The 24,821-nt window shown below is 64.3% G+C and carries 16 protein-coding genes and 1 pseudogene; 7 read left to right on the forward strand and 10 right to left on the reverse strand.

The window, feature by feature from the left end:
* Position 1: 1 nt before the first annotated feature.
* On the reverse strand, positions 2 to 1,843 hold the full coding sequence (leuA, locus tag C3E79_RS00800; protein WP_108403194.1) for a 2-isopropylmalate synthase: 1,842 nt from the start codon (positions 1,841 to 1,843) through the stop codon (positions 2 to 4).
* A gap of 180 nt (positions 1,844 to 2,023) precedes the next feature.
* Entirely contained in the window at positions 2,024 to 2,887 is an 864-nt protein-coding gene (locus tag C3E79_RS00805) for a DMT family transporter (protein ID WP_108403195.1), read from the reverse strand.
* Between the two features lie 84 nt (positions 2,888 to 2,971).
* Here C3E79_RS00805 and C3E79_RS00810 point away from each other — a divergent pair, with 84 nt between their 5' ends.
* The 3 genes from C3E79_RS00810 to C3E79_RS00820 all read left to right on the forward strand — a co-directional run bounded on the left by C3E79_RS00810 (position 2,972) and on the right by C3E79_RS00820 (position 5,917).
* On the forward strand, positions 2,972 to 4,237 hold the full coding sequence (locus tag C3E79_RS00810; RefSeq protein ID WP_108403196.1) for an aspartate kinase: 1,266 nt from the start codon (positions 2,972 to 2,974) through the stop codon (positions 4,235 to 4,237).
* 22 nt (positions 4,238 to 4,259) lie between these two features.
* Positions 4,260 to 5,291, forward strand: coding sequence for an aspartate-semialdehyde dehydrogenase (locus C3E79_RS00815; RefSeq protein ID WP_108403197.1), 1,032 nt, complete (start codon positions 4,260 to 4,262; stop codon positions 5,289 to 5,291).
* A gap of 104 nt (positions 5,292 to 5,395) precedes the next feature.
* Complete coding sequence (locus C3E79_RS00820) at positions 5,396 to 5,917, forward strand: hypothetical protein (RefSeq protein ID WP_108403198.1); 522 nt, start codon at positions 5,396 to 5,398, stop codon at positions 5,915 to 5,917.
* Here C3E79_RS00820 and C3E79_RS00825 read toward each other — a convergent pair.
* Positions 5,914 to 6,513: an RNA polymerase sigma factor gene (locus C3E79_RS00825; protein ID WP_108403199.1), complete on the reverse strand. Its 600-nt coding sequence runs from the start codon at positions 6,511 to 6,513 to the stop codon at positions 5,914 to 5,916. The genes C3E79_RS00820 and C3E79_RS00825 overlap by 4 nt on opposite strands.
* A 126-nt stretch (positions 6,514 to 6,639) precedes the next feature.
* Here C3E79_RS00825 and C3E79_RS00830 point away from each other — a divergent pair, with 126 nt between their 5' ends.
* Entirely contained in the window at positions 6,640 to 8,196 is a 1,557-nt protein-coding gene (locus C3E79_RS00830) for a catalase (RefSeq protein ID WP_108403200.1), read from the forward strand.
* Positions 8,197 to 8,419: 223 nt separating this feature from the next.
* On the opposite strand, the gene C3E79_RS00835 is transcribed toward C3E79_RS00830, so the two are convergent.
* On the reverse strand, positions 8,420 to 12,463 hold the full coding sequence (locus C3E79_RS00835; RefSeq protein ID WP_158268514.1) for a LamG-like jellyroll fold domain-containing protein: 4,044 nt from the start codon (positions 12,461 to 12,463) through the stop codon (positions 8,420 to 8,422).
* A 473-nt stretch (positions 12,464 to 12,936) separates the two neighbouring features.
* Here C3E79_RS00835 and C3E79_RS00840 point away from each other — a divergent pair, with 473 nt between their 5' ends.
* Positions 12,937 to 14,829 carry a glycerophosphodiester phosphodiesterase family protein gene (locus tag C3E79_RS00840; RefSeq protein ID WP_108403202.1) on the forward strand — a complete coding sequence of 631 codons (1,893 nt, stop codon included), beginning with the start codon at positions 12,937 to 12,939 and terminating at the stop codon, positions 14,827 to 14,829.
* On the opposite strand, the gene C3E79_RS00845 is transcribed toward C3E79_RS00840, so the two are convergent.
* Genes C3E79_RS00845 through C3E79_RS00870 form a run of 6 tightly spaced genes read right to left on the reverse strand, consistent with a single transcriptional unit; the run spans position 14,766 to position 20,651 of the window.
* Entirely contained in the window at positions 14,766 to 15,110 is a 345-nt protein-coding gene (locus tag C3E79_RS00845) for a Na+/H+ antiporter subunit G (RefSeq protein ID WP_108403203.1), read from the reverse strand. The genes C3E79_RS00840 and C3E79_RS00845 overlap by 64 nt on opposite strands.
* Positions 15,110 to 15,376 (reverse strand): cation:proton antiporter, encoded by a 267-nt coding sequence (locus C3E79_RS00850; protein ID WP_108403204.1) that lies wholly within the window; start codon positions 15,374 to 15,376, stop codon positions 15,110 to 15,112. Before C3E79_RS00850 ends, C3E79_RS00845 begins: the two co-directional genes overlap by 1 nt.
* A 6-nt stretch (positions 15,377 to 15,382) precedes the next feature.
* Complete coding sequence (locus C3E79_RS00855; protein ID WP_235840721.1) at positions 15,383 to 15,796, reverse strand: monovalent cation/H+ antiporter subunit E; 414 nt, start codon at positions 15,794 to 15,796, stop codon at positions 15,383 to 15,385.
* Entirely contained in the window at positions 15,793 to 17,328 is a 1,536-nt protein-coding gene (locus C3E79_RS00860) for a monovalent cation/H+ antiporter subunit D family protein (protein WP_108403206.1), read from the reverse strand. Before C3E79_RS00860 ends, C3E79_RS00855 begins: the two co-directional genes overlap by 4 nt.
* Positions 17,328 to 17,738 carry a cation:proton antiporter subunit C gene (locus tag C3E79_RS00865; RefSeq protein WP_108403207.1) on the reverse strand — a complete coding sequence of 137 codons (411 nt, stop codon included), beginning with the start codon at positions 17,736 to 17,738 and terminating at the stop codon, positions 17,328 to 17,330. Before C3E79_RS00865 ends, C3E79_RS00860 begins: the two co-directional genes overlap by 1 nt.
* A 6-nt stretch (positions 17,739 to 17,744) precedes the next feature.
* Positions 17,745 to 20,651, reverse strand: coding sequence for a DUF4040 family protein (locus tag C3E79_RS00870; protein WP_108403208.1), 2,907 nt, complete (start codon positions 20,649 to 20,651; stop codon positions 17,745 to 17,747).
* A gap of 181 nt (positions 20,652 to 20,832) precedes the next feature.
* On the opposite strand from C3E79_RS00870, the gene C3E79_RS00875 reads away from it, so the two are divergent.
* Both C3E79_RS00875 and C3E79_RS00880 read left to right on the forward strand, forming a co-directional pair.
* A complete protein-coding gene (locus tag C3E79_RS00875) occupies positions 20,833 to 22,227 on the forward strand; it encodes a hypothetical protein (protein WP_108403209.1) in 1,395 nt (464 codons plus the stop codon).
* A gap of 707 nt (positions 22,228 to 22,934) precedes the next feature.
* A pseudogene (locus tag C3E79_RS00880) lies at positions 22,935 to 24,285 on the forward strand (IS256 family transposase).
* Positions 24,286 to 24,821 lie beyond the last annotated feature (536 nt).

Genomic DNA, 24,821 nt, shown 5'->3' on the forward strand with positions numbered 1-24,821 from the left:
CCTAGACCCCACCCGCGAGCGCGGAGCCCAAGCCGCGGTCCACGGCGGAGACGATGGCCTTGAGGGAGGCCCGGGTGATCGAGCCGGCGATGCCGACGCCCCACACGGAGGCCCCGCTGACATCCGCACGAATGAAGCACACAGCCTCCGCGTCATCGCCGGCGGAGCGGGAGCGCTGGCTGTAGTCTTGCACCTCGAAATCAATGCCGAGGGCCTCCAGCGCCTGGGCAAAGGCGGCGATCGGGCCGTTGCCGCTGCCGGTCACCGTGCGGCTCTCACCGTTGTAGCGGACCTCGGCGGTGATGGAGGAGTCCTCGTCCTCGCTCACGGCGCCGGTGACCTCATAGCTCACCAGCTCCAGCGGGGAGTCGAGGTCGAGGTAGGTGCCGGCGAAGATGTCCCACATGTTCTTCGAATTGACCTCGCCGCCTTCGGAATCGGTGATGTTTTGCACCACCGCGGAGAACTCCGGCTGCATCGCCTTGGGCATGTTGATGCCGTGGTCGGTCTTCATGATGTAGGCCACCCCGCCCTTGCCGGACTGGGAGTTGACGCGGATCACGGCCTCGTAGGTGCGCCCGACGTCCTTCGGATCGATCGGCAGGTAGGGCACCTCCCACACCGTTTCGCGCAGCTCCTCCCAGCTCACCTCCGTGGAGGTCGCGCTGGGGCGAACCTTTTGGGCGAGCGCGTCGAGGCCCTTGTTCACGGCGTCCTGGTGGGAGCCGGAAAACGCGGTGAAGACGAGGTCGCCGCCGTAGGGGTGGCGCTCCGGCACCCGCAGCTGGTTGCAGTATTCGACGATCTCGCGGATGCGGGGGAGGTCGGAGAAGTCGATCTGCGGGTCCACGCCCTGGGTGAGCATGTTCAAGCCCAGGGTGACCAGGTCGACGTTACCGGTGCGCTCGCCGTTGCCGAACAGGCAGCCCTCGATGCGATCCGCCCCTGCCAAATACCCCAGCTCGGCCGCGGCGATGCCCTCGCCGCGGTCGTTGTGCGGGTGCAGGGACAAGATGATGGAGTCGCGCTTGGCCAGGTTGCGGTGCATCCACTCGATGGAATCGGCGTAGACGTTGGGCGTGATCATCTCCACCGTCGACGGCAGGTTGATAATCATCGGGTGCTCCGGTGTCGCACCCATGATGTCGACGACCGCATCGCAGACCTCGAGGGCGAAATCCAGCTCGGTGCCGGTGTAGGACTCCGGCGAGTACTCCCAGCGCCAGTTCGTGTCCGGGTAGTCGGCGGCGACTGCCTTGATCAGTTCGGCGGCGTCGGTGGCCAGCTTCTTGATCGCGGGGCGGTCCTTGCGGAAGACGACCTCGCGCTGCAGCTTGGAGGTCGAGTTGTAGAAGTGGACGATGACGTTTTTCGCGCCCGCGCAGGCCTCGAACGTGCGGCGGATCAGGTGCTCGCGTGCCTGGACGAGGACCTGGATGGTCACGTCGTCGGGGATCATGTCTTTCTCGATGATCTCGCGCACGAAGCCGAAGTCCGTCTGGGAGGCCGAGGGGAAGCCGACCTCGATCTCCTTGTAGCCCATCTGCACCAGCAGGGTGAACATGCGGCGCTTGCGCTCCGGGCTCATCGGGTCGATCAGGGCCTGGTTACCGTCGCGCAGATCGACCGCGCACCACTGCGGCGCGGAGGTGATCTTCTTGTCCGGCCATGTGCGATCCGGCAGCGTGATGTCCTCGACCTCTTCGGCAAACGACAGGTAGCGCGACACCGGCATCTGTGAGCCGCGCTGCTTATTCCACGCGGGCTGGCCCGGGTTGGGTGCGCCTTCGGGGGTGCGGATTTCGGCGGGGTGGGAGAACTTATCGGGGTGAATTGGGCTCATGGCAGCAAACGCTCCTCGTATTCGGTGTGTTTCCACGGCCGGCAACGACAATCTCCGCGGCGGGGTGCCGGCCGTGTTAGCTGAAAGTGGCCTGATTCCCGCCGCGGCATAGAAGGAGAAGTCGCCCACACGGACGAGCCGCAGCCAATGACATGGGACACATCATACACCCCCGCGCGCTTATGCCACTGGCCTGCGCGCCAACATGCCCGTGGCAACGAGCATGCCGCTAATCGACGCCCCCATCACCGCCCACTCCGCGACCGTGTTGACCTGCAGACTCTCGCCCAGGATGGTCAACCCTAGGGTGAGCGCGATGAGCGGTTCGACGATCTTCATCGCGGGCAGGGAGGCCGAGAGCACCCCCGCGCCGAACGCGTATTGCTGGACTGCGGTGCCGAGCACGGAGGCCGCGAGCATCGCCCAGAACTGCCACGTGGACACCAGCGCGGGAAGCCCCCCGGCGGCGAACGCGTCCACCGCGACCTTGGAAAAGACGGCCAAGTAGCCGAACACAGCGCCGCAGACGATGCCGTAGAGGAGGGCCTGGGCGTAAGGGGGGCGTCGATAAGCAGCTGCGACAACGAGCGCGCAGGCGATGGCCCCCACCGCGATGGCCGCCGCCCACTCCCACCAGGCGGCGACGCGTTGCCCCGGCACCGGCCGACCCAGCACGATGACAACGCCGACGCACGCGGTGAGAGCCAGCGCCCACAACGCCTCGCCGGTATCCATGCGGCGCCGCTCCACGCGGGCGGAGAGCACGAGGGTGAACATGAGGGAGAGCACCAAAATCGGCTGGACAACCAGCAGGGAGCCGAACCCCAGGGCGAGCGCCTGCAGGCCGTAGGCCACAAACGCCAGGCAGAGGGAGGCCCACCACTGTGCGCTGCGTAGCGAGCCCAGCGGCGAGGCGTTGGCCTCCGTGTGGCTTAAGCCCGTGCGCAGGATGTGGTGGCGCCACACGGTGCCCACCGCGATCGTCAACGCTGAGGCGAGCGCGAAGGTCACGGCGAGGACGTTGCTGTGGTTGTGCACGGCCATCCACACTAGAGGCTGTGCGGGGCAATGAGTATTATTGAGACGCGCATTCCACAAAAATTTCGAACCGGAAGGTGGCTCGAAGGCATGGCCTTGATCGTCCAGAAGTACGGGGGAAGCTCCCTCGAAAGCGCCGAGCGCATCCGTGCCGTTGCCGAGCGCATCGTGGCCACCAAAAAGGCCGGCAACGACGTCGTCGTGGTGTGCTCTGCGATGGGCGATACCACCGACGAGCTGCTCGACCTCGCCGCCCAGGTCAACCCGACCCCGCCGGCCCGAGAGATGGACATGCTGCTCACCGCAGGCGAGCGCATCTCGAACTCGCTTGTGGCCATGGCCGTGGCCTCCCACGGCGTCGACGTGCAGTCGTTCACCGGCTCCCAAGCCGGAGTGCTTACGACAGAGCGCCACGGCAACGCCCGGATCATCGAGGTTACCCCGGGGCGCGTGGAAGACGCCGTGCAGGAGGGCAAGATCGCCATCGTGGCGGGCTTCCAGGGGGTTAACCGCGACACCCGGGATGTCACCACGCTCGGGCGAGGCGGCTCGGATACCACTGCGGTCGCGCTGGCAGCGGCGATGGGTGCAGACGAGTGCGAGATCTACTCCGACGTCGACGGGGTCTACACCGCCGACCCGCGCATTGTTCCCGACGCCCGCAAGCTCGACCACCTGTGCTTCGAAGAGATGCTCGAGCTCGCCGCTAGCGGATCGAAGATCCTCGTGCTGCGCAGCGTCGAATACGCCCGCGCTTTCAACGTGCCCCTGCGGGTACGCTCGTCATACAGCAACGACACCGGCACCCTCGTCGCCGGAGCATTGGAGGATATCCCCGTGGAAGAAGCAGTCCTGTCAGGAGTAGCCACCGACAACTCGGAGGCAAAGATCAGCATCCTCGGCATCCCGGATACCCCGGGCGAGGCAGCCAAGGTCTTCCGCGCGTTGGCGGACGCGGAGATCAACATCGACATGGTGCTGCAAAACATCTCTTCGGCCGAAGACAACAAGACCGACATCACCTTCACCCTCCCCGTCGCCGACGGCAGCCGCGGGATCGAGCTGCTCAGCGCGCTGCGGAACAAGGAAGGCTGGGACGACGTCGTCTACCACGAGGGCATAGGCAAGGTCTCGCTCATCGGCGCCGGCATGAAGTCGCACCCGGGGGTCACCGCGGACTTCACCGAAGCGCTGCGCGACGCGGGCATCAACATCGAGATGATTACGACCTCCGAGATCCGCATCACCGCCGTGGTGGACGCGAACAACCTCGCCGAGGCGGCCCGCGCCATCCACACGAAGTTCGACCTCGGCGGCGACGAGCCCGCGGTGGTCTACGCCGGCACCGGACGCTAAAGACAGGAAGGCTATAGAGGACATGACCACAGTTGCAGTCGTCGGCGCCACCGGCCAGGTCGGCCGCGTCATGCGCGACATCCTCGTCGAGCGCGATTTCCCGGCCGATACCGTGCGGTTTTTCGCCTCCGCGCGCTCTGCCGGAACCACCCTGGAGTTTCGCGGGCGCGAGGTGAAGGTGGAAGACCTCGCCCAGGTCACCCCGGATTCGATCGCGGATGTTGATATCGCCTTGTTCTCCGCCGGCGGTTCGACCTCCACGCAGTACGCGCCGGTCTTCGCCTCCGCCGGGGCCAAGGTTGTGGATAACTCCTCCGCCTGGCGGAGGGACGACGAGGTCCCCCTCATCGTCTCCGAGGTCAACCCGGAAAAGGCCGCGAGCCTGCCCAAGGGGATCATCGCGAATCCGAACTGCACCACCATGGCGCTCATGCCGGTGGCTAAGGCGCTGCACGACGCAGCCGGGCTTGAGTCCCTGCGCGTTGCCTCCTACCAGGCGGTCTCCGGCTCCGGGCTGGCCGGCGTCGATGCGCTGGCGAACCAGGTCGCCGAGGTCGGCGACCGCACCCGCGAGCTCACCCGCGACGGCTCCATCGTGGCACCGGGGGAGCTAGGCCCCTACGTCGCGCCGATCGCCTTTAACGTGCTCCCCTTCGCCGGCAACCCGGTCGGTGACGGCAGCGAGGAGACCGACGAGGAGCAGAAGCTGCGCAACGAGTCGCGCAAGATCCTCGGCCTGCCGGAGCTCAAGGTCTCCGGCACCTGTGTGCGCGTGCCGGTCTTTACCGGCCACACGATGGTGGTCCACGCCGAGTTCGCCGAGGCGATCGATCCGGAGCGCGCCCGAGAGGTGCTGGCGCAGGCACCGGGCGTCGCCCTCGTAGACGTTCCCACCCCGCTCGCCGCGACGGGTATCGACGACTCCTTGGTCGGGCGCATCCGCCAGGATCAGGCCGTCGCCGGCGGACGCGGCCTCGTCTTCGTCGTCTCCGGCGATAACCTGCGCAAGGGCGCCGCGCTCAACACGATCCAGATCGCCGAGCTGCTCGTCTAAGCCCGCCCGGGCGGCAATGCGCCGAGGACACAATTGTGTTGCAGTCCGGTAAAGATGGGCATCGTAGCTTGCTTGTCTGGGACCATGAGACGACAATGAAACGCATGACTTTTTCGGATCGTGCGCGCCTCCGCACTGCCGCGGCGGCGCTTGCGCTCACCGCAGCCGTGGCCGCGCCGGCCGCGCCGCCGGTGAGCGCCCAGCCGTCGGCCACGGGCACCGCCGCGCCGTCGACGCCGGTCGATCCCGCCCGCTTCGAGGAGACCGACCACGGCTTAGAGCTAGGCATCGCCCCGGGCGAGACCATCGTGCTCGAGCCCACCGAGGCACACCCGTTGACCTACCGCATCACGGAAGGGGAAGACTCGACGCTGCCGGCCGGGTGGAGCGTGCTCACCAGCCCCAAGGGGCTGCGCATCACCGCCCCGCTCACCGCCCCCGAGGGTGACTACGCAGCAGTATCCGTGCGCACCGATGGGGGCGAGGAGAGGGATCTGCGCGTGACCATCGAGCGCAGCGAACCCGCCGAGCTGAAGGCCGCAGCGCCGGGTTCTGCCGCGCCCGCGGGATCCTCGAGCTGGATCGGGGATCTCATCGGCCGGGTGGCCACCTTCCTCTCCGCCTAGCGGGGCCGATCCGGCGCCCCGCCGGCGCCCTCGATGAGGTCGCGGCGCGCGCGGGCGACTCGGGAGCGGATGGTGCCCACCCGCACGCCCGCGATGCGGGCAGCCTCTTCGTAGGTGTAGCCCATGACTTGCGTGAGCACGATCGCTTCGCGCCGCTCGGCCGGCAAGGCGTCGATAAGCATGCGCGCGTCGATGACCTCCGACCACGTGTTCGGGTTGTCAGGGCTGGCGCTGCGGGAGGCGGCGTCGGCGTAGTCGGTCGCGGAGGTGCGCGGGCGCGCCATATCGTGGCGCACCGAATCCACCCACGCGCGACGCGCCAGCGTAAGCAGCCAGGTGCGTGCCGACGACCGCCCGGCGAACCTCGGCAGCGCCTTCAGCACACGCAGGTAGGTCTCCTGGGTCAAGTCATCTGCCTGCTCCCGGCCCGCGAGGTGGGCGAGAAACCTCCACACGTCCGCCTGGGTCTGTTCAATAAACGTCGTGAGCGCGTCGCGATCGCCCCGGCCCGCGCGCAAGGCGAGCTCGGTGACAAAATCGTCAGGGCTGCTCACGGGTGAAAACCATACCAGGGCCAAGCGCGGAGCTAGAGGCATGGTAAAAGCGGCGAATTTACTGAGGGTCGTTGCCGACCACGCGTGCGACACGTACAGTTGGAACCGGATATCACAAGTCCGTACATACAAGCTATACCCCCACATGAAGGCTAGGAGGCCGACATTATGGCAGACCAATCCAAGGCAGAGGAGATCGTCGCACGCGGCGAGCGTCCCGCCGGCAACGGCCAGAGCACCCAGCTCGGTGGACAGCCCGTCGCATCCGAGAACATTTCGGCGACCGTTGGCCGTCAGGGCCCCATTGCCCTCGATGACATCCACCTCATTGAGAAGCTCGCCCACTTCAACCGTGAGAACGTGCCTGAGCGTATCCCCCACGCCAAGGGCCACGGTGCGTTTGGTGAGTTGCACATCACCGAGGATGTCTCGAAGTACACCAAGGCTAAGCTTTTCCAGCCCGGTACCGTCACGCCGATGGCTATCCGTTTCTCCACCGTGGCGGGCGAGGCAGGCTCCCCGGACACCTGGCGCGACGTGCACGGCTTCGCCCTGCGTTTCTACACCGAGGACGGCAACTACGACATCGTGGGTAACAACACCCCGACGTTCTTCCTGCGCGACCCGATGAAGTTCCCGGACTTCATCCACTCCCAGAAGCGCCGCCCGGACTCCGGCCTGCGCGACGACGAGATGCAGTGGGATTTCTGGACCCGCACCCCTGAGTCCGCCCACCAGGTGACCTACCTGCTCGGTGATCGCGGCACGCCGAAGACCTCCCGCCACCAGGACGGCTTCGGCTCCCACACTTACCAGTGGGTCAACGAAGAGGGCCAGGCGGTCTGGATTAAGTACCACTTCAAGACCCGCCAGGGCTGGGAGACCTTCACCGACGAGGAAGCCGCAGAGGTTGCCGGCCAGAACGCCGACTACCACCGCGAGGACCTCTACAACGCGATCGCCAACGGCGACTTCCCCATCTGGGACGTCAAGGTGCAGATCATGCCGTTCGAGGACGCGGAGAACTACCGCTTCAACCCGTTCGACCTGACCAAGACCTGGTCCCAGAAGGACTACCCGCTCGTCGACGTGGGGTACTTCGTGCTTAACCGCAACCCGAAGAACTACCACGCCCAGATCGAGCAGATCGCCCTCGACCCGGCCAACCTGGTCCCCGGCGTCGGCCTGTCCCCGGACCGTATGCTCCAGGGCCGCGTCTTCGCCTACGCCGACCAGCACCGCTACCGCATCGGGCCGAACTACAAGGACCTGCCGGTCAACCGCCCGATCAACGAGGTCAACACCTACGCGGAGCGCGGCCCGATGGCGTACTTCTTCAGCAACGAGGGCGAGCCGAACTACTCCCCGAACCACACGGGCAAGGGAGCCGGCTTCCTGGACAACGGTGAGGATTCTTCCTCGAACCACACCGACTACGGCCAGGCCTCGAACCTGTACGTCAACCCGGACCCGCATGGCACCGACCTCAACCGCGTCGCCTACGTCAAGCACGCTGAGGACGACGACTTCGGCCAGGCCCGCACCCTCTACACCGAGGTGTTCGACGACGCCGCCCGCGAGCGTTTCGTCAACAACGTGACCAACAAGATGCTCCCGATCACCAACAAGGACATCGAAGAGCGCGTCTTTGCCTACTGGGGCAACGTCGATGCTGACCTGGAGCAGAAGCTGCGCGCCGAGCTGGCCCGCAAGCGCGAGGTCTAGAGCCTCACTGCGAAAATATCGGTGAACAAAGCCCCCACAGGGCCCAGATGAAATGAGCTGGCCCCTGTGGGGGCTTTGATGTTCGCGATATAGCGAGGCGTTGCTGCTCGCGCAATCGAGACTGCCAAGACGGGATTTGGGCTGATCACCTGGGGTATCCCGGGCGATCAGCCCATGTGGCTTATCGTGCCGCCTGTGTGGGGAAACACAGGCGGATCAGTTGCTACAGCCGGATGTTGAAGCGGGCGAGGATATCAGCGGCAGCGTTCGGGAAGAAGGTGTTGATCAGCCCGGCGACAATGGCGATCGCTCCAGTCGCGCCGAGTACGGTGCCAATGATGCCGCCGATCAAGCCCGACCGAGTGGTGGCTGGCATAGAGCTTGACGTGGACGACCCATCGTCGCCAGTGCTTGAGCCCGGGTGGGAATCGCCGCTCACCGTAACGGTTCGCGTTGCGGTGGTTTGGTTGCCTGCCGCGTCGGTTGCAGTGTAGACGAGCTCGTAGGTTCCGGCCTTCGAGGTATCCACGGCGCCGGCAACGTTTACCGAAGAGATGATGTCGCCGTCGACCTCGTCGGTGGCTTCTACGCCGGCGAGAGGATCAAAGCGATCACCGATCTTCAGCACGGTTTCTTTGGGGACAGTCAGCAAAGGTGCCTTGAAGTCACCGGTCTGGTTGTCATTGCGGGTCGCGGTGAAGATACTCATTTGCGTAAGCGTGGAGGTGAGTTCCGTGTCATTCCCCGCATCGCGGCTCACCGCGTACCACGCGTACTCTTTGCCAGGCTCGAGGCCGGTCCAGGTGACGCTGGCGGGCCATCCAGACTTGGTCTTTACCTCGCCAATCACTTCGTCGGTCGGTGTGGTGACCTCGACCGAGGTTGTAGAGAAGCTCGTCGAGCGGTTGGTGAGCTGAATCGGCAGCGCGAACTCGTCCTCGTTGCCGTTGTAGCGGCCACGCGGGTCGTACTCCGATGCGCCGAAGTTGTCTAGGAACGGGGAGTAGGTAGTGACCTGCACGGTGGACTCCCCGCTGTCCGGGTTGGCGCGGAACTGGAACAGGCGGAGGAAAGACGCGCCGAGCTTAAGCATGTCGGCGGCAGACCTGCCGTCTACCCCAGCGAGCCCCACCTCGCCAGCAGGGATCTCGTACTCCTGGTAGTCGGACAAGAGTTCCAGGACATTATTTCCCTTGTCGGTGACGTCACGGCGGACGTTAATGGCCACGCCGTTTTCGTGCCCGGAAAGCACCATCGCAACATTGGGGTTCTTGTCCACGACCTCGCTTTGGATCATCGAGCCGTCGTAGGACAGATAACCATCGTGACCATTCGCGGCTGTCGACGGGCCCAGGTAGCTGTGCGCTACAACGATTCCATTACGGTCCTTAAACTGCTTGAGAACGCTATCAGCCCAGGCTGCCTCATCCGCGTCCACCCCGTAGCCGAGGTGAACCACGACGAACTCCATCCCGTTTGGAGCGGTAAACAGGTCATAGTGGTTGCTGTTGTCCCCTTCTTTCCAGGGGTGGTACGTTGCCTGCGCTTGTTGCCAACCGGGGCTGTTGGAGAGCGCTTCGTAGTCTTCCGGCCCGAAGTAGTCGTTGAAGAGGATCTTTTCACCATTCTTGCCGTCCTCGGTGCCGTTGCGGTTGTCGTGATTGCCCGCGAGCACGCCGTGGGGAAGTTCTGCCTTTTCGAACTCATCATGAATCTGCTTGGCAAACTCAAATTCCTTGATGGCGCGTGCGCGCTTCTGCTCTTCCTCTGCACCGTAGTCTGCAAGCACCCAGTTCTCAATGACGTCGCCGGAGTGAGCCATGTAGGCGATCTTTTTGCTTTCTCGGTTCTCTACGATCCAATCGAGCTGTTCCTTGTAGGCCCGTGCCCACACGTCGCGCTGTTGCTCGCTGTAGGAATCCTCAGTGGCGCCCTCGGAGAGGAACTGAGTATCCGTCATGTGCGCGATCGAGAAATCGTAATCGGCAGGATCCGCGAACGTTCCCTTCTCAGTCTCTGGTAAGAGCGCAAACGGGTCGATGCCGAGCACAAGGACGTGGGCTGAGCCGTCGGCGACGTGCTCCTGCTTCAGGGCACCTGTTAGGGTCGTCTCACCTTGAGCGACACCATTGCCGGTACTCAGAGCATCCCATGTGTTCGATGTGGGGTTCCATACAAGCAGGCGCGCCTGGCGTGTCGGGTCAAGCATTCCGGTCCAGCGCACGGACTGTCCCTCGCGGAATGACTTGACGGGCACATCGAAGCGCTGGAAAGCTTGCTTACCTTCGTGTGCAGCGAGAGACCGCCCCTCTGCGGGGATTTCCTGCTGGTCGGTGTACTCGAAATCCAAGGTAGTGGGCATAGCGGAACCCATCAGCCCCTGGAACGACTCCGAAGGGGTCGTGATCTCTCCTTTGTAGAAGGTCGTCGTGATATCTCCGCCCGAAGGATTGACGGCGTTTGCGGACAGCGCAACTCCGTTGGCACCAGCGACGTTCGTTGTGCCCGATGCAATGAGGTTGTTGGGGGAGGTAAACGAAACGGTCTCATTGATGGGCTGGCCAAAGACGGTTGACCCCGTTGCAGTGATGGTGTGCTCTCCCGCCTTGAGGCCCGGACCGATCAGGTCACCGGGCTTCAAGGGGGCGCCATCTAGCGTATAGGTCATATCTGCTGCCACGAGATCCGGATTGCTCCACGTGGCTTCAAAAGCGGTCTCTTGCGTGATCTCGCTCCCCTGGGCCGGAGCAACGGAAGTGAGAGTGGGCACCGTGTAGACGTTGCTGCCGAGCATGTCTCGGCTCAGCGCAGAGATCTCGTCGGGAGTAAGTCCGCGGGAATAGAGGTTTGAATTAGCAAGGGTCAGGTTGCCGTGGTACTGTGCCGACCCGTCGCCTGCATCAGAGGCGAGCGTCCAGATCCGGGCGCGATAATTGGTGGGGGGCTTCAACGACGGAGACGGAGTGCGCACGGAGGCGGCCAGCTCGCCATTGACGTACAGCTTGGCAACGCTGCCTTCAAGAACACCCACCACGTGGTACCAGCGATGGGGTTCGACCTTAACCCGCGCGTAGTTGTACTCGCCGGTGCTCACAGCGAAAGTGAGATAGTCCTGGTAGAGCGAAAGGGAAAACCCTCCACTTTGCTTATTCGAACAGATGCCGGCCTCGCCAGAAGTAGGGAGAGGTGCGTCATAGCGGAAGGTGCACTCGACCGAGAAGTTGTCCCCGAGGTGGCCGTACACATCGTGCTCGTAGGTCCCATCCGGGTTGGAAGTATCGCCGATGGTGTAGAGAACCGCCGTGTTGTCGAACTTTGCAACGCGACGGTTTAGCGCCTGGTCATCGCGCAGGATCATTTCGCCGTCGGTTGAGTAGTCGCGATCTTGGTGCTGGATATCAACAAAGGGGGTCTCCTGCGGGGCATTATTGATGTCGACATTGAGAACGTCGGGAACGACCTCTGCTGCAGAACGGTTGTAGAAAGACTCCGCCCGTGCGGCTACGTCGGCGTCGTCAAGAGCTTGCCCGTAGAGCTGCACGTTGCCGATTCGTGCGTTCGCGTAGTTGTCCAACATCGCATTGGAACCCGAGTCGGCGCCGATAGCGAAGCCCCGAGAGTTTGTGCTTTTCACGAGCTGCATTGTGGGGGCGGTCGGGACTTCTGCGACGAGCTCTCCATCGAGGTAGAGCTTGGCTGAACCTCCGCCAAAGACACCCGTGGCGTGGTACCAGCGATCGCCTTGGATGGGGGCGCCAGCCTTCTTATATCCCGTGCCGTCGTGGACTGAAAACTGCACCTGCCCCTTGTCCACGAGCAAGGCGAACCCGCCTCCGGCCTTGTTCCCGCACAGCGTCACCTCATTCGGAGGCAGCTCGGTGTTGTAACGGAATGAACACTCGAGGCTAAAACCATCGAGCGGCACGGCATACTTGTCACCCGGATCATTCAAATTGATCACGTATCCGTCATCGTCAAATTGGGCGACAGTCCTGCCGAGCTTTCCGTCGAAGGTGAGCTGCGGATCCCCGAAAGGTGTGACTGTGCGGTTTGCCGCTGTGTCGGTAGGTGCGTCCTGGCTGCTGAAATCCACGTCGATGATGTCTGCCGCGGGAGCCTGCGCGGCGGGGGCAGCACTAGAGGGAGCGACTAGCGGAGATTCGACCGCGGCGGGCACGATGACCGTGGCAACAGACGCCACTGTCGCTGCCGCGATGCACAGCGAAAGTCCATGGACTCGAAGAGGGAGGGAAGAAGACGGGGACATGTGGTCATCCTTATGTAATGAGATGGGCATGGCTGAATGAGAGCCTCCGACACGTGTGCGTCAATATAGCCTTGCATTGTGCTTGGCGTGAACGCAGCTCAAGATAGTAGGTGCCTGTGATGTCTGGGCTATGAATCTTAAGTAACCCATCGGTGAATTCTTGGGTTGGGGCTCTGAGGTGCGCAGTGCCAGGTGTGTCATATCGCATCGAATTTTTTGAATTCGAACGAAGGGGGGTCGCACCTAAGAGTATGCGTGGGCCTCATTGTCAGTGCCTGGCCTGCTAATCGACGCAACCGCTCCCCATCCCTGGGTGAGCCGCGGCGGAGACGGATTCGAAAAATCTTTATGTGTGATCCTTCTTATAGATATTTTCTTTTCGGTTGTTTAGCCTGCTGCCCAGCGCCGCGGAGAGAGCTGTGGACGCGGCACATTTCCACTCTGTCCTGTCAATAACCTAAGAAAGGTCTCTCATGAGAGGTAAGGAAAAAGCGCGGCGCCACGCATACGTTTTTTTCATGATCCTGGTGTGGACAATGGCGGCTGCCGCTGTGAGTCCAGCCTCGTCCCGGGCCCAGCAACCAGCATCTGCTCCAGTGTGTCCTACATGGCAGCAGCAATATGAACAGCTGATCCACCCTGCCATTGGGGGAAGGGTCATCACCGCTCGGCACCGCGGGAGCTTTGACGAATCGATCCCGGAGAACAGCCTCGGTGCCTTCGCCCAAGCGTTCCAAGAGTGCCGGCCCGCGGTAGAAACCGATGTCCGGATGACCAGCGACAAAAAGCTTGTGGTTTTCCACGACGTGCGCGTGGGCAAGATGCTTGAGCCGTCCTACGATCCTGAGTCGGATACTGGACCGAACCCTCGCCTGGATTCGCTCACGTTCGATCAGGTGCGGCGAAAGAGGCTCGTGAAACCCGATCGTACGCCCACGCACTACCTGGTTCCCACCGTGGAAGAGCTCATCCAGCTCATTATTGACTCTGACGCGAATTCACTCGTGCACCTGGAAATCAAAGAGTCCGAGGCACTGATTCCAACGTTGCGCGTCATAGCCGACAAGGCGCGGCTCTATCCAGGCGCGGAAGTGCCAAAGCGTGTTGTGGTCAAGTTTGCGATGAACGATGCCCCAACACCGGAACACATGAGGAACCTGTTGGAGCGCGAGGGGCTCCCCCAGGATTTCCTGTTCATGCTCAAAGTCGACCCGGGCATCGCTGCAAAGCTCAACGAACTTCCTGACATTCCTCAGCCCCCAGAGCTGGAGCTGAGCACAAACGCGTCGCGGGCGGTAGCGAATTGGGCCGCGGCAGATCACACGCATGCCCCAGTCATCGAGGTCAATATCAAAGACTCGACCGAGTTCCGTCGCACAGAAAAGGATGCGGGGTCTCGGTTCGGAGCCTACGAACGGCCGGTAAACCTCGCGCTAGATAACGTCAAGAAGGGGACGATCGCAGAGTTTGTCGCACTAGTCCACTTCTACGGCGCCCGGCTGGGGGCCTTCGTCCCCGTACCAGATTATGTCATGTTTACTCCTGGCCCTGCGGCGGGATTCACGGTACCGAACACCTATGGCACTAAGGAGCCAATAGTGGCTACCGAAGCATTCTTTAACAACACATCGAGCTGCTGCTATCGGTTGGCGGACCGGCGTGCATCCTCACCCGTTGCGGCGGAGAGGCATGATTGGCGCGACAACCTGGACTTCCTTCACTCAATTGGCGCGACCGTGCTTACTGCGGACGACACCGATTCGATTGATATCTATGCCTACGAGCAGGGTTATTTGAACCAGGCCGCCCGCCCGGAGCATACCGCGCCGAAAGCGAATATGAATTCTTCTCTCTATTACGCGATTAGGGAGCGCGCCGTTCCTGATCGGGCTCTTGTGAACATCCAAGGATGGGACGGCGGAGAGTCCAGCGCCTGGGGAGGAAAGGTGTGCTGGTGGAGCGACCCTGGGAAATTCTTGTGGACGGCAAAGTGCTCACTTCCGCACACCGAGTATAGCGACGAGCTTCAGATCGAAACCGTATCCAGGGGCCCGGGGTCAGCAAAAATGAGGATCCGGGATCCAAAGTCGCTCCAATGCGTCTACTCCGACCCACACTCTGAAGATCGCGTCTATTGGTCTCCCCGCTGTGACGATCCGCGTGCGCTGTTTACCCGATCACCACAGAGGCGGTTCCTTGATGCCGATGGCAGAGAAATCAACTTCCAATGGGACGATCGCTACACCATGGGCGTTCCGTACGCCTACAACTTCTTCAGCAGAAAGGATAGAAGTACGTGGTCTCAGTGGAAGCTAGTCCCAGCTCCCTCCGCCCCGGATTCCCGATCCACCACGGTCACGCCGTAGAGGGAGCGCCCCATGACAAAGCTGGCGACAGAGGCGGCGACCCACACGGCCGCGATGGCCAGTACTGCGCGGAGCGTCTCGCCGACGCTGAACCCGCTCGTTGACCACGTATGGCAGAGCTTAGCGGCGATGAGCAGCGGGAACGCAACGACAACGAGGGGTCCCATGAGGTTTACCCGCGTAAGCGCGTCGGGGGCACGCAGCTGGAGGATTGTCGTGGCAACGACACACACCGTGGCCAGGATGACGAGCAGTGAGGAGATGATCTCGGCGATAGTCATCAGCGCCGCCCCCTCGAGATGATGCGGGCCATCGACAGCGTCGGGATCGTGCCGCAGACCAGCGCGGCGAGGATCGCGACTTCGTAGGCGATCATCGTGTCGTTCATCAACGTCCACACGAGGTAGATGGCGACCATGGCGTAGAACACCAGGTCCGCCATCACCGCGCGCGAGAGCTCGTCGGACGTCGCGATGACCGCGCCGAGCCCGACGAGGAGGCACACGGCCATGACGATCATGCACGCGGTGAGCACGACTCCAAACATCCTTATTCAGTCCTGCCTTTCAGAAACGGTGTCCACGTACGGCCTCCACCCCACGTCGGCGGGGTCTAGTGGCTGCGTGGCCACGCGCGGAGCGAGGCGCTGCTCCATCTCGATCAAGCCCTCGATCTGAGACATGGGGTCCTCGCCGAACACGGCCTGCACGAGTAGGAACTTTCCTCCCTCGCGGTCCGGATCGTAGCGGAAACCCATCGAGAGCGTCCCCGGGGTCGCCGTGATGGAGGTAGAAAACCAAAACATCTCCCACTCCGTGGTCACCCGCAGGGGGTAGAAGATGACGATGGGCGCGATGCCGGAGTTGCGCCTGAATGCCGCGACAACAGCTGTGAGCCCGGCGGCGAAAATCTCCTTCGCCAGCCACGCGGCGTAGCTTAAGGAGTGCGCGATACCTTTCATGCTCATTGGTGCTGTCCTTCCAGAAGGGCGGATGCGTCGGGGACGCCCACTGGGGCGTCGCCAAGCACTGCCTGCGTGTACGTATCGACGTCAAGCAGGCTGTCAACCGCGGACGTGGCCGCGCCCCAGACCAGCCCCGCGCCGAGGAACATCCCCAACGAGAGCGCCATGAGCGCAACGGACGGGGCGAGCAGTGCCGGTGCGACCCGCAGCCCCGCGGGGTACTGCTGCATGGGGCGGCCCCAGAAGACCTCTTTCCACACCCGCATCATCGACAGCAACGCGCCGAAGGAGGCGAGGATGATGGCGGCGAGGACCACCCACGAGCGCCAGCCACCCGGCGAGGCCGCGGCGAAGACGACCGCGACCTTGCCAAACGTGCCGGAAAACGGGGGAAGGCCGACGATGGAAAACGCGCCCGCCGCAAAGACCGCGGCGGTCCACGGCTCGCGCCGGGCCAGGCCAGAGAGACGCGAGAGGGTGCCTGTGCCGTAGGTTTCTTCGACCGCCCCGGCGTTGAGCACGAGCGCGGCCACCGTCACCATGTGGTGGAGGGCGTAGAGCAGCCCGGCGGCCAGCGCATGGCGCGGCTGCGCGTCCGTGAACGCCAGCATGACCAGGATAAACGGCATTCCGTTGACCATCTGGTAGGCGAGCACCCGGCGAATCGACGCCTCCGCCAAGCCGGCGAAGCCGCCGAGCACCATGGAGACGACCATGACGGCGACGATCAGGCCGTTCCACCGCGGATCCATGTCGAAGAGCACGACCCAGAGCCGGAAGAGCATGTAGACCGCGACCTTCGTGTGCAGGCCGGAAAACAGCCCCATCACCGCCGCGGAGGTCGAGGGGTAGGAGCGCGGCAGCCACGTGTGCACGGGGAACACGCCCGCCTTTGCGGCGATCGCGATCACGACGATGCCCGCCGCCACCGTCGCCGGGCCGCCTCCTGCGGCGACCCCGGCCAAGGCGGCGAGGTTGACCGCCCCCGTCACCGCGTAGAGGTAGCCCACGCCCATGACGAGAAGGGTCGAGGCGGCGAGGTTGAGCACCACGAACATGCGCGCCGAGGCCAGCCTCTGCCGGGTTCCCGTCATGGCGATCAACCCGTAGGACGGCAGGAGCATGACCTCGATCATGACGAAGAAGTTGAACAAGTCCGCGGTGAGGACCGCGCCGGAGACTCCGGTGATGAGGACGAGCGTGAGAGCCGTGTAGTAGCGCGCGGATGTCTCGCCCGCGACGATGGCGAACCAGTTCGCGGTGAGCGCGACGAGCATCGTCGCCATGAGCATCACCGCGGAGAACTGATCTGCCACAAACGAGATGCCCACCCCGCCCTGGTAGAGGCCGATGACGTGGGAGAGCGTGCCGTGCGCCGCGGTGTGGGCGAAGAGCCACGCACCGCCGGCGAAGTTGATGGCGGGAACGATCAACCCGAGGGCGTCGTTGAGCGCCTTTTTGGGGTTGAGCGCAGCGACCGCAGAGACGATGAGCGGGAGCGCGACGAAGACGGGGAGGAGTTGGCCGGTGGTCATTACGCGCGCTCCTCTCGGGTCGGGGAAAGATGGGCGCGCCGCCCGGCGGTGGAGAGCGCCGAGGGGACGCTCCGCTGCTGCGGATCCGTGGCGCTTACCCCGGAGGGGCGCTCGGCGGTATCGTCGTCGCTGCCCAGCGCGGCGAGCATGAGCAAGATCGTCGTCGTCGCCATGGAAATGACAATGGCGGTGAGTACGAAGGCCTGGGGGAGGGGATCAGTCAGCTGTTCGAACGGCGTGCGTGAGGGGAAGGCCTCACCGCGCCACGGGCCCAGGCCGGCGGCCAGGATGGTGAGGTTCGTGGCGTGGCCAAACAGCGCCATGCCGATGATGACGCGAACCATGCCGCGCTGCATCACCAAATAGACTGAGCCGGCGACGAGCACGGCGATTGTAAGTGCGATGATCATGGCCCGCTATGCCTCCTTGGAGCCCACGCGCTGGGGCGCGTCTGCTGGGTTGATCGGGTCGGGGGTGGGTGGGTCGACCTCAGCTGGCGCCTCGGGCTCCGGCACGGCGGGCAAGGGGTTTTCCGCCGTGCGGCGGTAGGGCAGTTCCTCAACCGCCGTGCCGGGCCGCAGGTAGCCGCCGAGCTGGTTGATCGCCTGGGTGATCATGCCGAGCACGGCGAGGTAGATGCCGAAATCGAAAATGAGCGAGGTGGTGAGGTGTTGGCCGAGCACTTCACCGTGAATGGCGTACATGAAGCCGCCCTCGACGAAGCCCAAGAACCCCGAGGAGATCGCGATGATGATTCCCCACCCCGCCAGCCTGACAGGGGAGAGCGCGCGCACAACGTAGGAATCCGCCCCCTGGCCCAGGTAGCTCAGTGCGAACGCGGTGGCCATCACCAGCGCGGCGACGAACCCGCCGCCCGGGGCGGTGTGGCCGCGGAAGAAGATGAGGATCGAGAGCACCACGATGACCGGCAGCGCGAGCGTGGTGAGCTTGCGCACGGGCAAAGCGTTGAGCTGGGATTGCCCGAATGGGCGCGGCCGGGTGCCTGCGTGGAAGACGTAGCGCGGCATCGACTGGGTCACCGCGAGGATAACCACCGCGGCCATCCCGAGCACGGAGAGCTCACCCAAGGTGTCGAACCCGCGGAACTCGACGATGATGACCGCGACGATGTTGTCCGCCTTGGTCTGCGCGCCGCCCTCGGTGAGGTACCACTGCGCGAGCTCGGAACGGCCGCGGCGCCCGGTCAAGCCGTAGACGCCCGCAAACGCGACGACGCCGGCGACGATGGCCAGCGCGGCCGCGGCCCACTGGCGGGCCTTCGGGGTGGGCGGGAAGTGGCGCGGCTGGTAGCGCAGCACCATCATGATCACCACCACGGTGAGCGATTCGACGAGGAACTGCGTGAGTGCCACGTCGGGCGCGCCGAGGAGCAGCATCTGCAGCGACATGCCCACCCCGAGGGTGCCGAGGAGCACCGCGGCGGTGAGCCTGCCGCGGGTGAAGACGAGGGCGGCGACGGAGGCGACGATGATGGCGCACGGGATGAGATCGGTGGCGTACGTCAAGCCGTCGACACGCGGGGCCGGGGCGACCCCGTCGATGCCGTTGCGTGCCGCGAGCACGCTCAGGCCGAGGGCGAGAACGCACGCGACGAGCCACACGAGGTGGCGCGACGGGTTGGGCCCGGCCGCCATGGCCCCTGCCGCGCGCCCCGCGGCACCGAGTCTTGAGATGAGGGCCGAAAGCACGTCGTTACCAGTGGCTGGCAGCAGCGCGCGGCCGTTGAGCGCGGCGAAGGCTCGCTTGCGCGCGACGATGAAGACCACCCCGGCGATGAGGACGAGGACAGAGACGATCAGCGGCGCCGTGATCCCGTGCCACAACGAGAGGTGGGCGGTGAAATCCTCCGGGCCGCCGATGGCGCGCACCCCGGCGCTGATCGGTGAATCGACAGCGGAGAGCGCAAAGGGCGCCACGATGGAAAACAGCCCGGGCACGGCGGCCGGCAGCCAGAGGGAGAGCGGCGCTTCGCGGACCTCGGAGAGGTCACGCGGGCCGTCGACAAACGCGCCGAAGACGATCTTGGCGCAGTAGGCGAACGTCAAGAACGCGGCGAAGCCGGCGACTACGAGCAAGAACCCGCCGGCCGGGGCCTCGGTGAGCGCCGCGAGGATCGACTCCTTGGAAACGAACCCGAACAGCGGGGGCACCGCCGCCATGGACGCGGCGGCGACCACGACCGAGCCGAAGGTGAACGGCATCTGGCGGTACAGCGGCCCGAGGCGGCGGATGTCGCGGGTGCCGGCTTGGTGGTCGATCACGCCGATGAGCATGAACAGGCTCGATTTAAACAGCGCGTGCGCGAGCGTGTGCACGAGCGCGGCGGCCAGTGCGCTCGGCGTGCCGACGCCCACCGCGGCCACGATCCAGCCCAGGTGCGAGACGGTGGAATACGCCGTGAGCTGCTTGAGGTCCGTCTTCGTGAGCGCGAAAAGCGCCGACATGACGGCGGTGCCGAGCCCGACCGTGATGAGCAGCCAGTTCCAGGCGGCGACGCCTGCAAACACCGTGGAGAACCGCAGCAGCAGGTAGATGCCCGCCTTGACCACCGCCGCGGCGTGGAGGAAGGCGGAGACCGGCGTCGCCGCGGCCATCGCCTCGGGCAGCCAGAAGTGGAAGGGGAACTGCGCGGCCTTGGTAAAGGCCGACGCGGCGACGAGGATGGCGATCAGGGTTGTCAGCTGCGGACGCTGCGCCCAGACGTCGGAGGCCAACATGGCGCCTAGCCTCGTCGTTCCCGCGGCCACCGAGGCCAGCGCCAGGGCGGTGAGAAGGGTGAGCCCGCCGAAGAAGGTGAGGATCAAGGTGCGGTAGGACCCGGCCTCGCCGCCTGAACCCGAGCGGGCGATGAGCAGAAACGAGGCGATGGAGACGAGCTCCCAGCCGATGAAGAGCAGGACTGTGTCGTCGGCAAGCACGAGCAGCAGGACCGAGAGCGTAAACGCCGTCATGATGGTGTAGAAGCTCGTGTTGCCCTCTTTGCGCGGCAGGTAGGCGGCGGAGTAGATGAAGACGACCGCGCCGATGACGAGCGCGAGTAGGGCGAAGAACATGCTCAGCCCGTCCGCGCGCAGGGCGAAGGTGACGTCCGTGCCGGTGCCGAAGAAATCGCGCGCCCACGTCACCTCCCAGACCTCCGGGCTGCCCGCCGCGACCTGGGGGTATGCGCTGGCCAGGGCGCCCGCGGCACCGAGGAACGCAAGGGCGAGCGGCCAGCCGGCTAGCCGATCAAGCCACTTGACCGCCACGGGCGCCACCGCCACGGCCGCGCTGACCAACACGAGGACGAAAGGTAGCGTCATGGGCTCTCTCCAGCACGGGCTCCAGCATGGTGCGGCGCCATGGCCGCACGTAATCGGGCAATGGGATAGGTATTAGGTTAGCAACTCTATGGGACATCACCGCATAACTGTGCGGGCGCGGGCCGCGGTAGCGCGGTGCGCCTCCCGTGTTGTGGCTGGATGCGTGGCTATATTGCCTTGCATGAAATGGCGTCTCCTCGTTGCTGTCGTCCTCCTAGTCGTGGCGGCGTTTTTGCCGATGAAGCCCGCTGCCACCTGGGCATCGGGCGATGCCGCCACCGGTGCGCCCGCGGTGGCTCCTGGGCCCGATTCGCTTGTCGACGCCCGCCGTGCCGCCGGGGAGGCCGCAGCCCAGGCCAGCTTGCTCACCAGCGGCACGGGCCAACTCAACGACGGCGTGGTCAAGCTCGACGAGGGCTCCGCGCAGCTGATCGACGGGGTGGCTGCAGCGCACTCGGGAGCGCAGGAGCTCTCAAACGGCATGGTCGAGCTGCAGGCAGGCACCGGCCAGCTCGCCGGCGGGGCGACCCAGGTTGCGGACACGGTGGGCGGGATCGTCGACCAGGTCGTCGGCTTCGAGGCCGTGCGCGGCCAGGTCATCGCGGCCATCGATACGGCGCTGGAGCGTCTCAAGGACTCGAAAAACCCCGACGTGGCCGCCGCCCGGGACGCCTTGACCGGGCTGCGCAGCCAGGCCCAAACCGCCCAGCTGCCCGGCGACGCAGTAGCTCAGCTCAACCAGCTCAAGGCCGGTTCGCGAGAGGTGGCTAACCAGCTCTCCGTGCCCGGGTACGCCTACCACGATGGCATCTACTCGGCGACGAACGGAGCGGCCAGCCTGGCCAGCGGGTTGGGTGAGCTCAACAACGGCGCGGGCCAGGCGCGAGAGGGGGTGAGCCAGCTTCGCGACGGCTCCGGCAAGCTCGATGAGATGGCGCAGGGCAACGCACAGAAGATCGACGCGGTACGCCGCGCGCTGCCGGCCCCTACTCCGGTAGCGGGCTCTGCGGGTTCAGCGGGTTCGGCGGGTGAGGCCGCCCCGTCCTCCGCGCTAGCCCCGCTGGCGGCGATGCTCATCGCGGCACTGGTGACGCTTACCGGCTTCGCCCTCGCCGCAGCGGCGGTGTTTCCGGGCGGGCGGCGCTGGTGGGTCGTCGCCTCCGGGGCCGCGCTGATCACCGCGGTAGGATTCGTCCTCGTCATGGTGCTCGGCGTGTCCATGGCCCCGGCCGCCCTCGCGACGTGCGCGCTTGCGCTCGCACTGGCTACGCTCGCCGCCGCGGGCTTGACGTGGATGCTCATGTCCAGCTTCGGCAACGGCGCGGGCATTGGTGCCGCGGCGGCGATCAGTGTCGCAGAAATCGGCCTCGTCGGGTGGGCGTGGAAGCAGGCAGCCGGCGGGAACGTTCCCGCCGTTGTCGAGTCCGCCTCCAGCGCCATGCCGATGCACTGGCTCACCGCGGCGCTGAGCGCTGCGGGCAACGGGGGCTCGGCCACCGCGCTGTGGGTCGGCATCGGGCTCTCCGCGGCGGTGGCCCTGCTAGGCGTTGTCGGCCTCAACAGGCCGCGGGCGTAGAAACGTGTAACCCCCGATCAAGCGGGGGTATTCCGCTCCTCCTCGCAGCGACTCGGATGATCCACGCCTCCGTGTGGTGCACCGATTGTGTTGATAGCTTCGGGCACCCGTAATTATCAACAGGTGATGAGTGCCCGAACGGCAGGAGAACGCCCCGCATGTACCAAACCTTCGTTAAAGCTCTGGACCCTACGCGGCTCCAGGCGACAACGGTCCGGTATCCGGCTCGTCGTAATGTTAATTAACTCTCTTATTGGCGTTAGTGGTCAAGATTGCGCACGGTACAGCTCGCGCTACCTCACACCACCGGCACTCACACCTCAAGCGCCGAAGCGGTGGTCTATCCCGAGTAGCCAGCTACCTAGCTAGTGGTCGATTCCTGTAGACACATTCGAGCAAGCCGGGCGCGTCATTGCCTTGGACGCCCCGGTTATCGGCGGAGAGGATATCGGTGCGGCCGGATGCCGGGTGTCTATGCGCGCAGCTGTGCGAGCTCGGTGTGGGAGAGCCTTCGGCAGGTGTGCGTTCACTGTGTGTTGTGGCAATAGTGCCGACGACTTCTTCGACGTGAGTGTTGATTTGGGCGCCGGTGTCGAACGTACAAAGGCCAGGTGTGCAGACAGATGTGATCGTTCTTGCAGCACCGGCCGAGAGGGTGTCAGGAAATTTGTGTGTGAGGCTCTGATCTAAAAGGAGTTTCACCGATAATGACAACGGTGTCACCGAAGAAAAACCATGACCAGGACAAGGTCAACGAGATCAGCGAGAAGCTGATGGAAAATCCTGAACTCGCCAGCTTGATCGGCGAGTTGTCCACCTCCACTGACAATGCAAGCGATCTGGTCAAAGGCCTGTTGCAGGCATCGATCAACGCTGGTCTGCAGGCGGAGATGGATGCACATTTGGGCTACGGCCATGCCGACCGTAAGGCGAAAGCCCGGGTGGAAACCGCACAGGAGAGCAATCACCGCAACGGGTCGTACACCAAGACCGTTAATTCTGGGTACGGCGCGTTGGAAGTGACCATGCCGAGGGATCGTGCCGGCACGTTTGCTCCAAAGATGGTGCCCAAAGGCTCCCGTCGGCTCACAGAGCTCGACGACATGATTATCTCGCTGTACGCCGGTGGGATGACCGTGCGCGATATTCAGCACCATCTCGCCACCACCCTCGGGGTGGATATGAGCCCAGATACGATCAGCACCATTACCGACGCGGTGTTAGAAGAGGTCATGATCTGGCAAAACCGCCAGCTCGACGAGTTCTACCCAGTGATCTTCCTCGACGCGCTGCGAGTGAAGATCCGCGATGGCCACCGCGTGGTCAACAAGTCTTGCTACATGGCGGTAGGCGTCGACATGGACGGCATCAAACACATCCTGGGATTGTGGATCGCAGACAATGAAGGCGCCAGTTTTTGGGCATCCGTGTGCGCTGACCTTGCCAACCGTGGGGTCCAAGACGTGTTCATCGTCTGCTGCGACGGGCTTATAGGCCTGCCGGAAGCCGTGGAGGCAACCTGGCCGAATTCCATGGTGCGAGATGAGTATCGTGCACCTGATCCGGGCGGCCAACAGGTGGGTGTCCTACCAAGACCGCAAACCCGTCTCCAGCGCGCTACGGGAGGTCTACACCGCACCGAACGAGGACACCGCCCGCGCCGCCCTGGACGCGTTCGAGGCGTCCGAGCTGGGACGGAAGTATCCGCAATCGGTCAAGGTGTGGCGTGATGCGTGGGATCGGTTCGTGCCGTTTCTGCAGTTCCCGCCTGCGGCACGGCGGGTACTCTACACCACGAATTCGATCGAATCGCTGAATGCTGAACTGCGGAAAGCCACCCGCAACCGCGGCCAGTTCCCGAACGATACCGCGGCGCTGAAGACGCTGTGGCTGATGATCTGCAACATCGAGGACAAGCGCGCTGCCCAGCGAGCGAAGAAAGCGAAGCGCGCCATCGAATGCAACGGCTATATTGAAGGAGCGAAAGCCACCGGGTGGAAACAAGCCATCAACCAACTAGCCGTGGCTTACCCCGACCGATTCGCGGACTACTTGTAAACCAAGCCCCCCGCACACAAAGAATCGGACACCCTCCCGGCCGAAAAGTAGCCCTCTGGTACTCGTTGGAAAGTAACCCAGTGGGTCGTGCCTTGACTCCGCAGCTGCAGAGTCAACCTCCTGTGGAGTCCGCACCTCGACTCTGCAGTTGCAGAGTTAGCCTCCCGCGGACTCCGCATTGCGGACTTTTTCGGCCGCACCGTGACTCCGCAGCTGCAGAGTCAACCTGACCGTGGAGCCCGCACCGCGACTCCGCAGCTGCAGAGTTAGCCTCCCGCGGAGCCCGCACCGCGACTCCGCAGCTGCAGAGTCAACCTCCCGCGGAGCCCGCACCCCGACTCTGCAGCTGCAGAGTGAACCCGCCCGCGGAGCCCGCACCCCGACTCTGCAGCTGCAGAGTGAACCTCCTGCGGACTCCGCATTGCGGACTTTTCCGGCTGCACCGTGACTCCACACCCCGACTCTGCAGCTGCAGAGTCAACCCTCCCGCGGACTCCGCATTGCGGACTTTTCCGGTGGGCTACATTTCGGGGAGC

The organism is Corynebacterium liangguodongii, from assembly GCF_003070865.1.
Classification (GTDB): Bacteria; Actinomycetota; Actinomycetes; order Mycobacteriales; family Mycobacteriaceae; genus Corynebacterium; species Corynebacterium liangguodongii.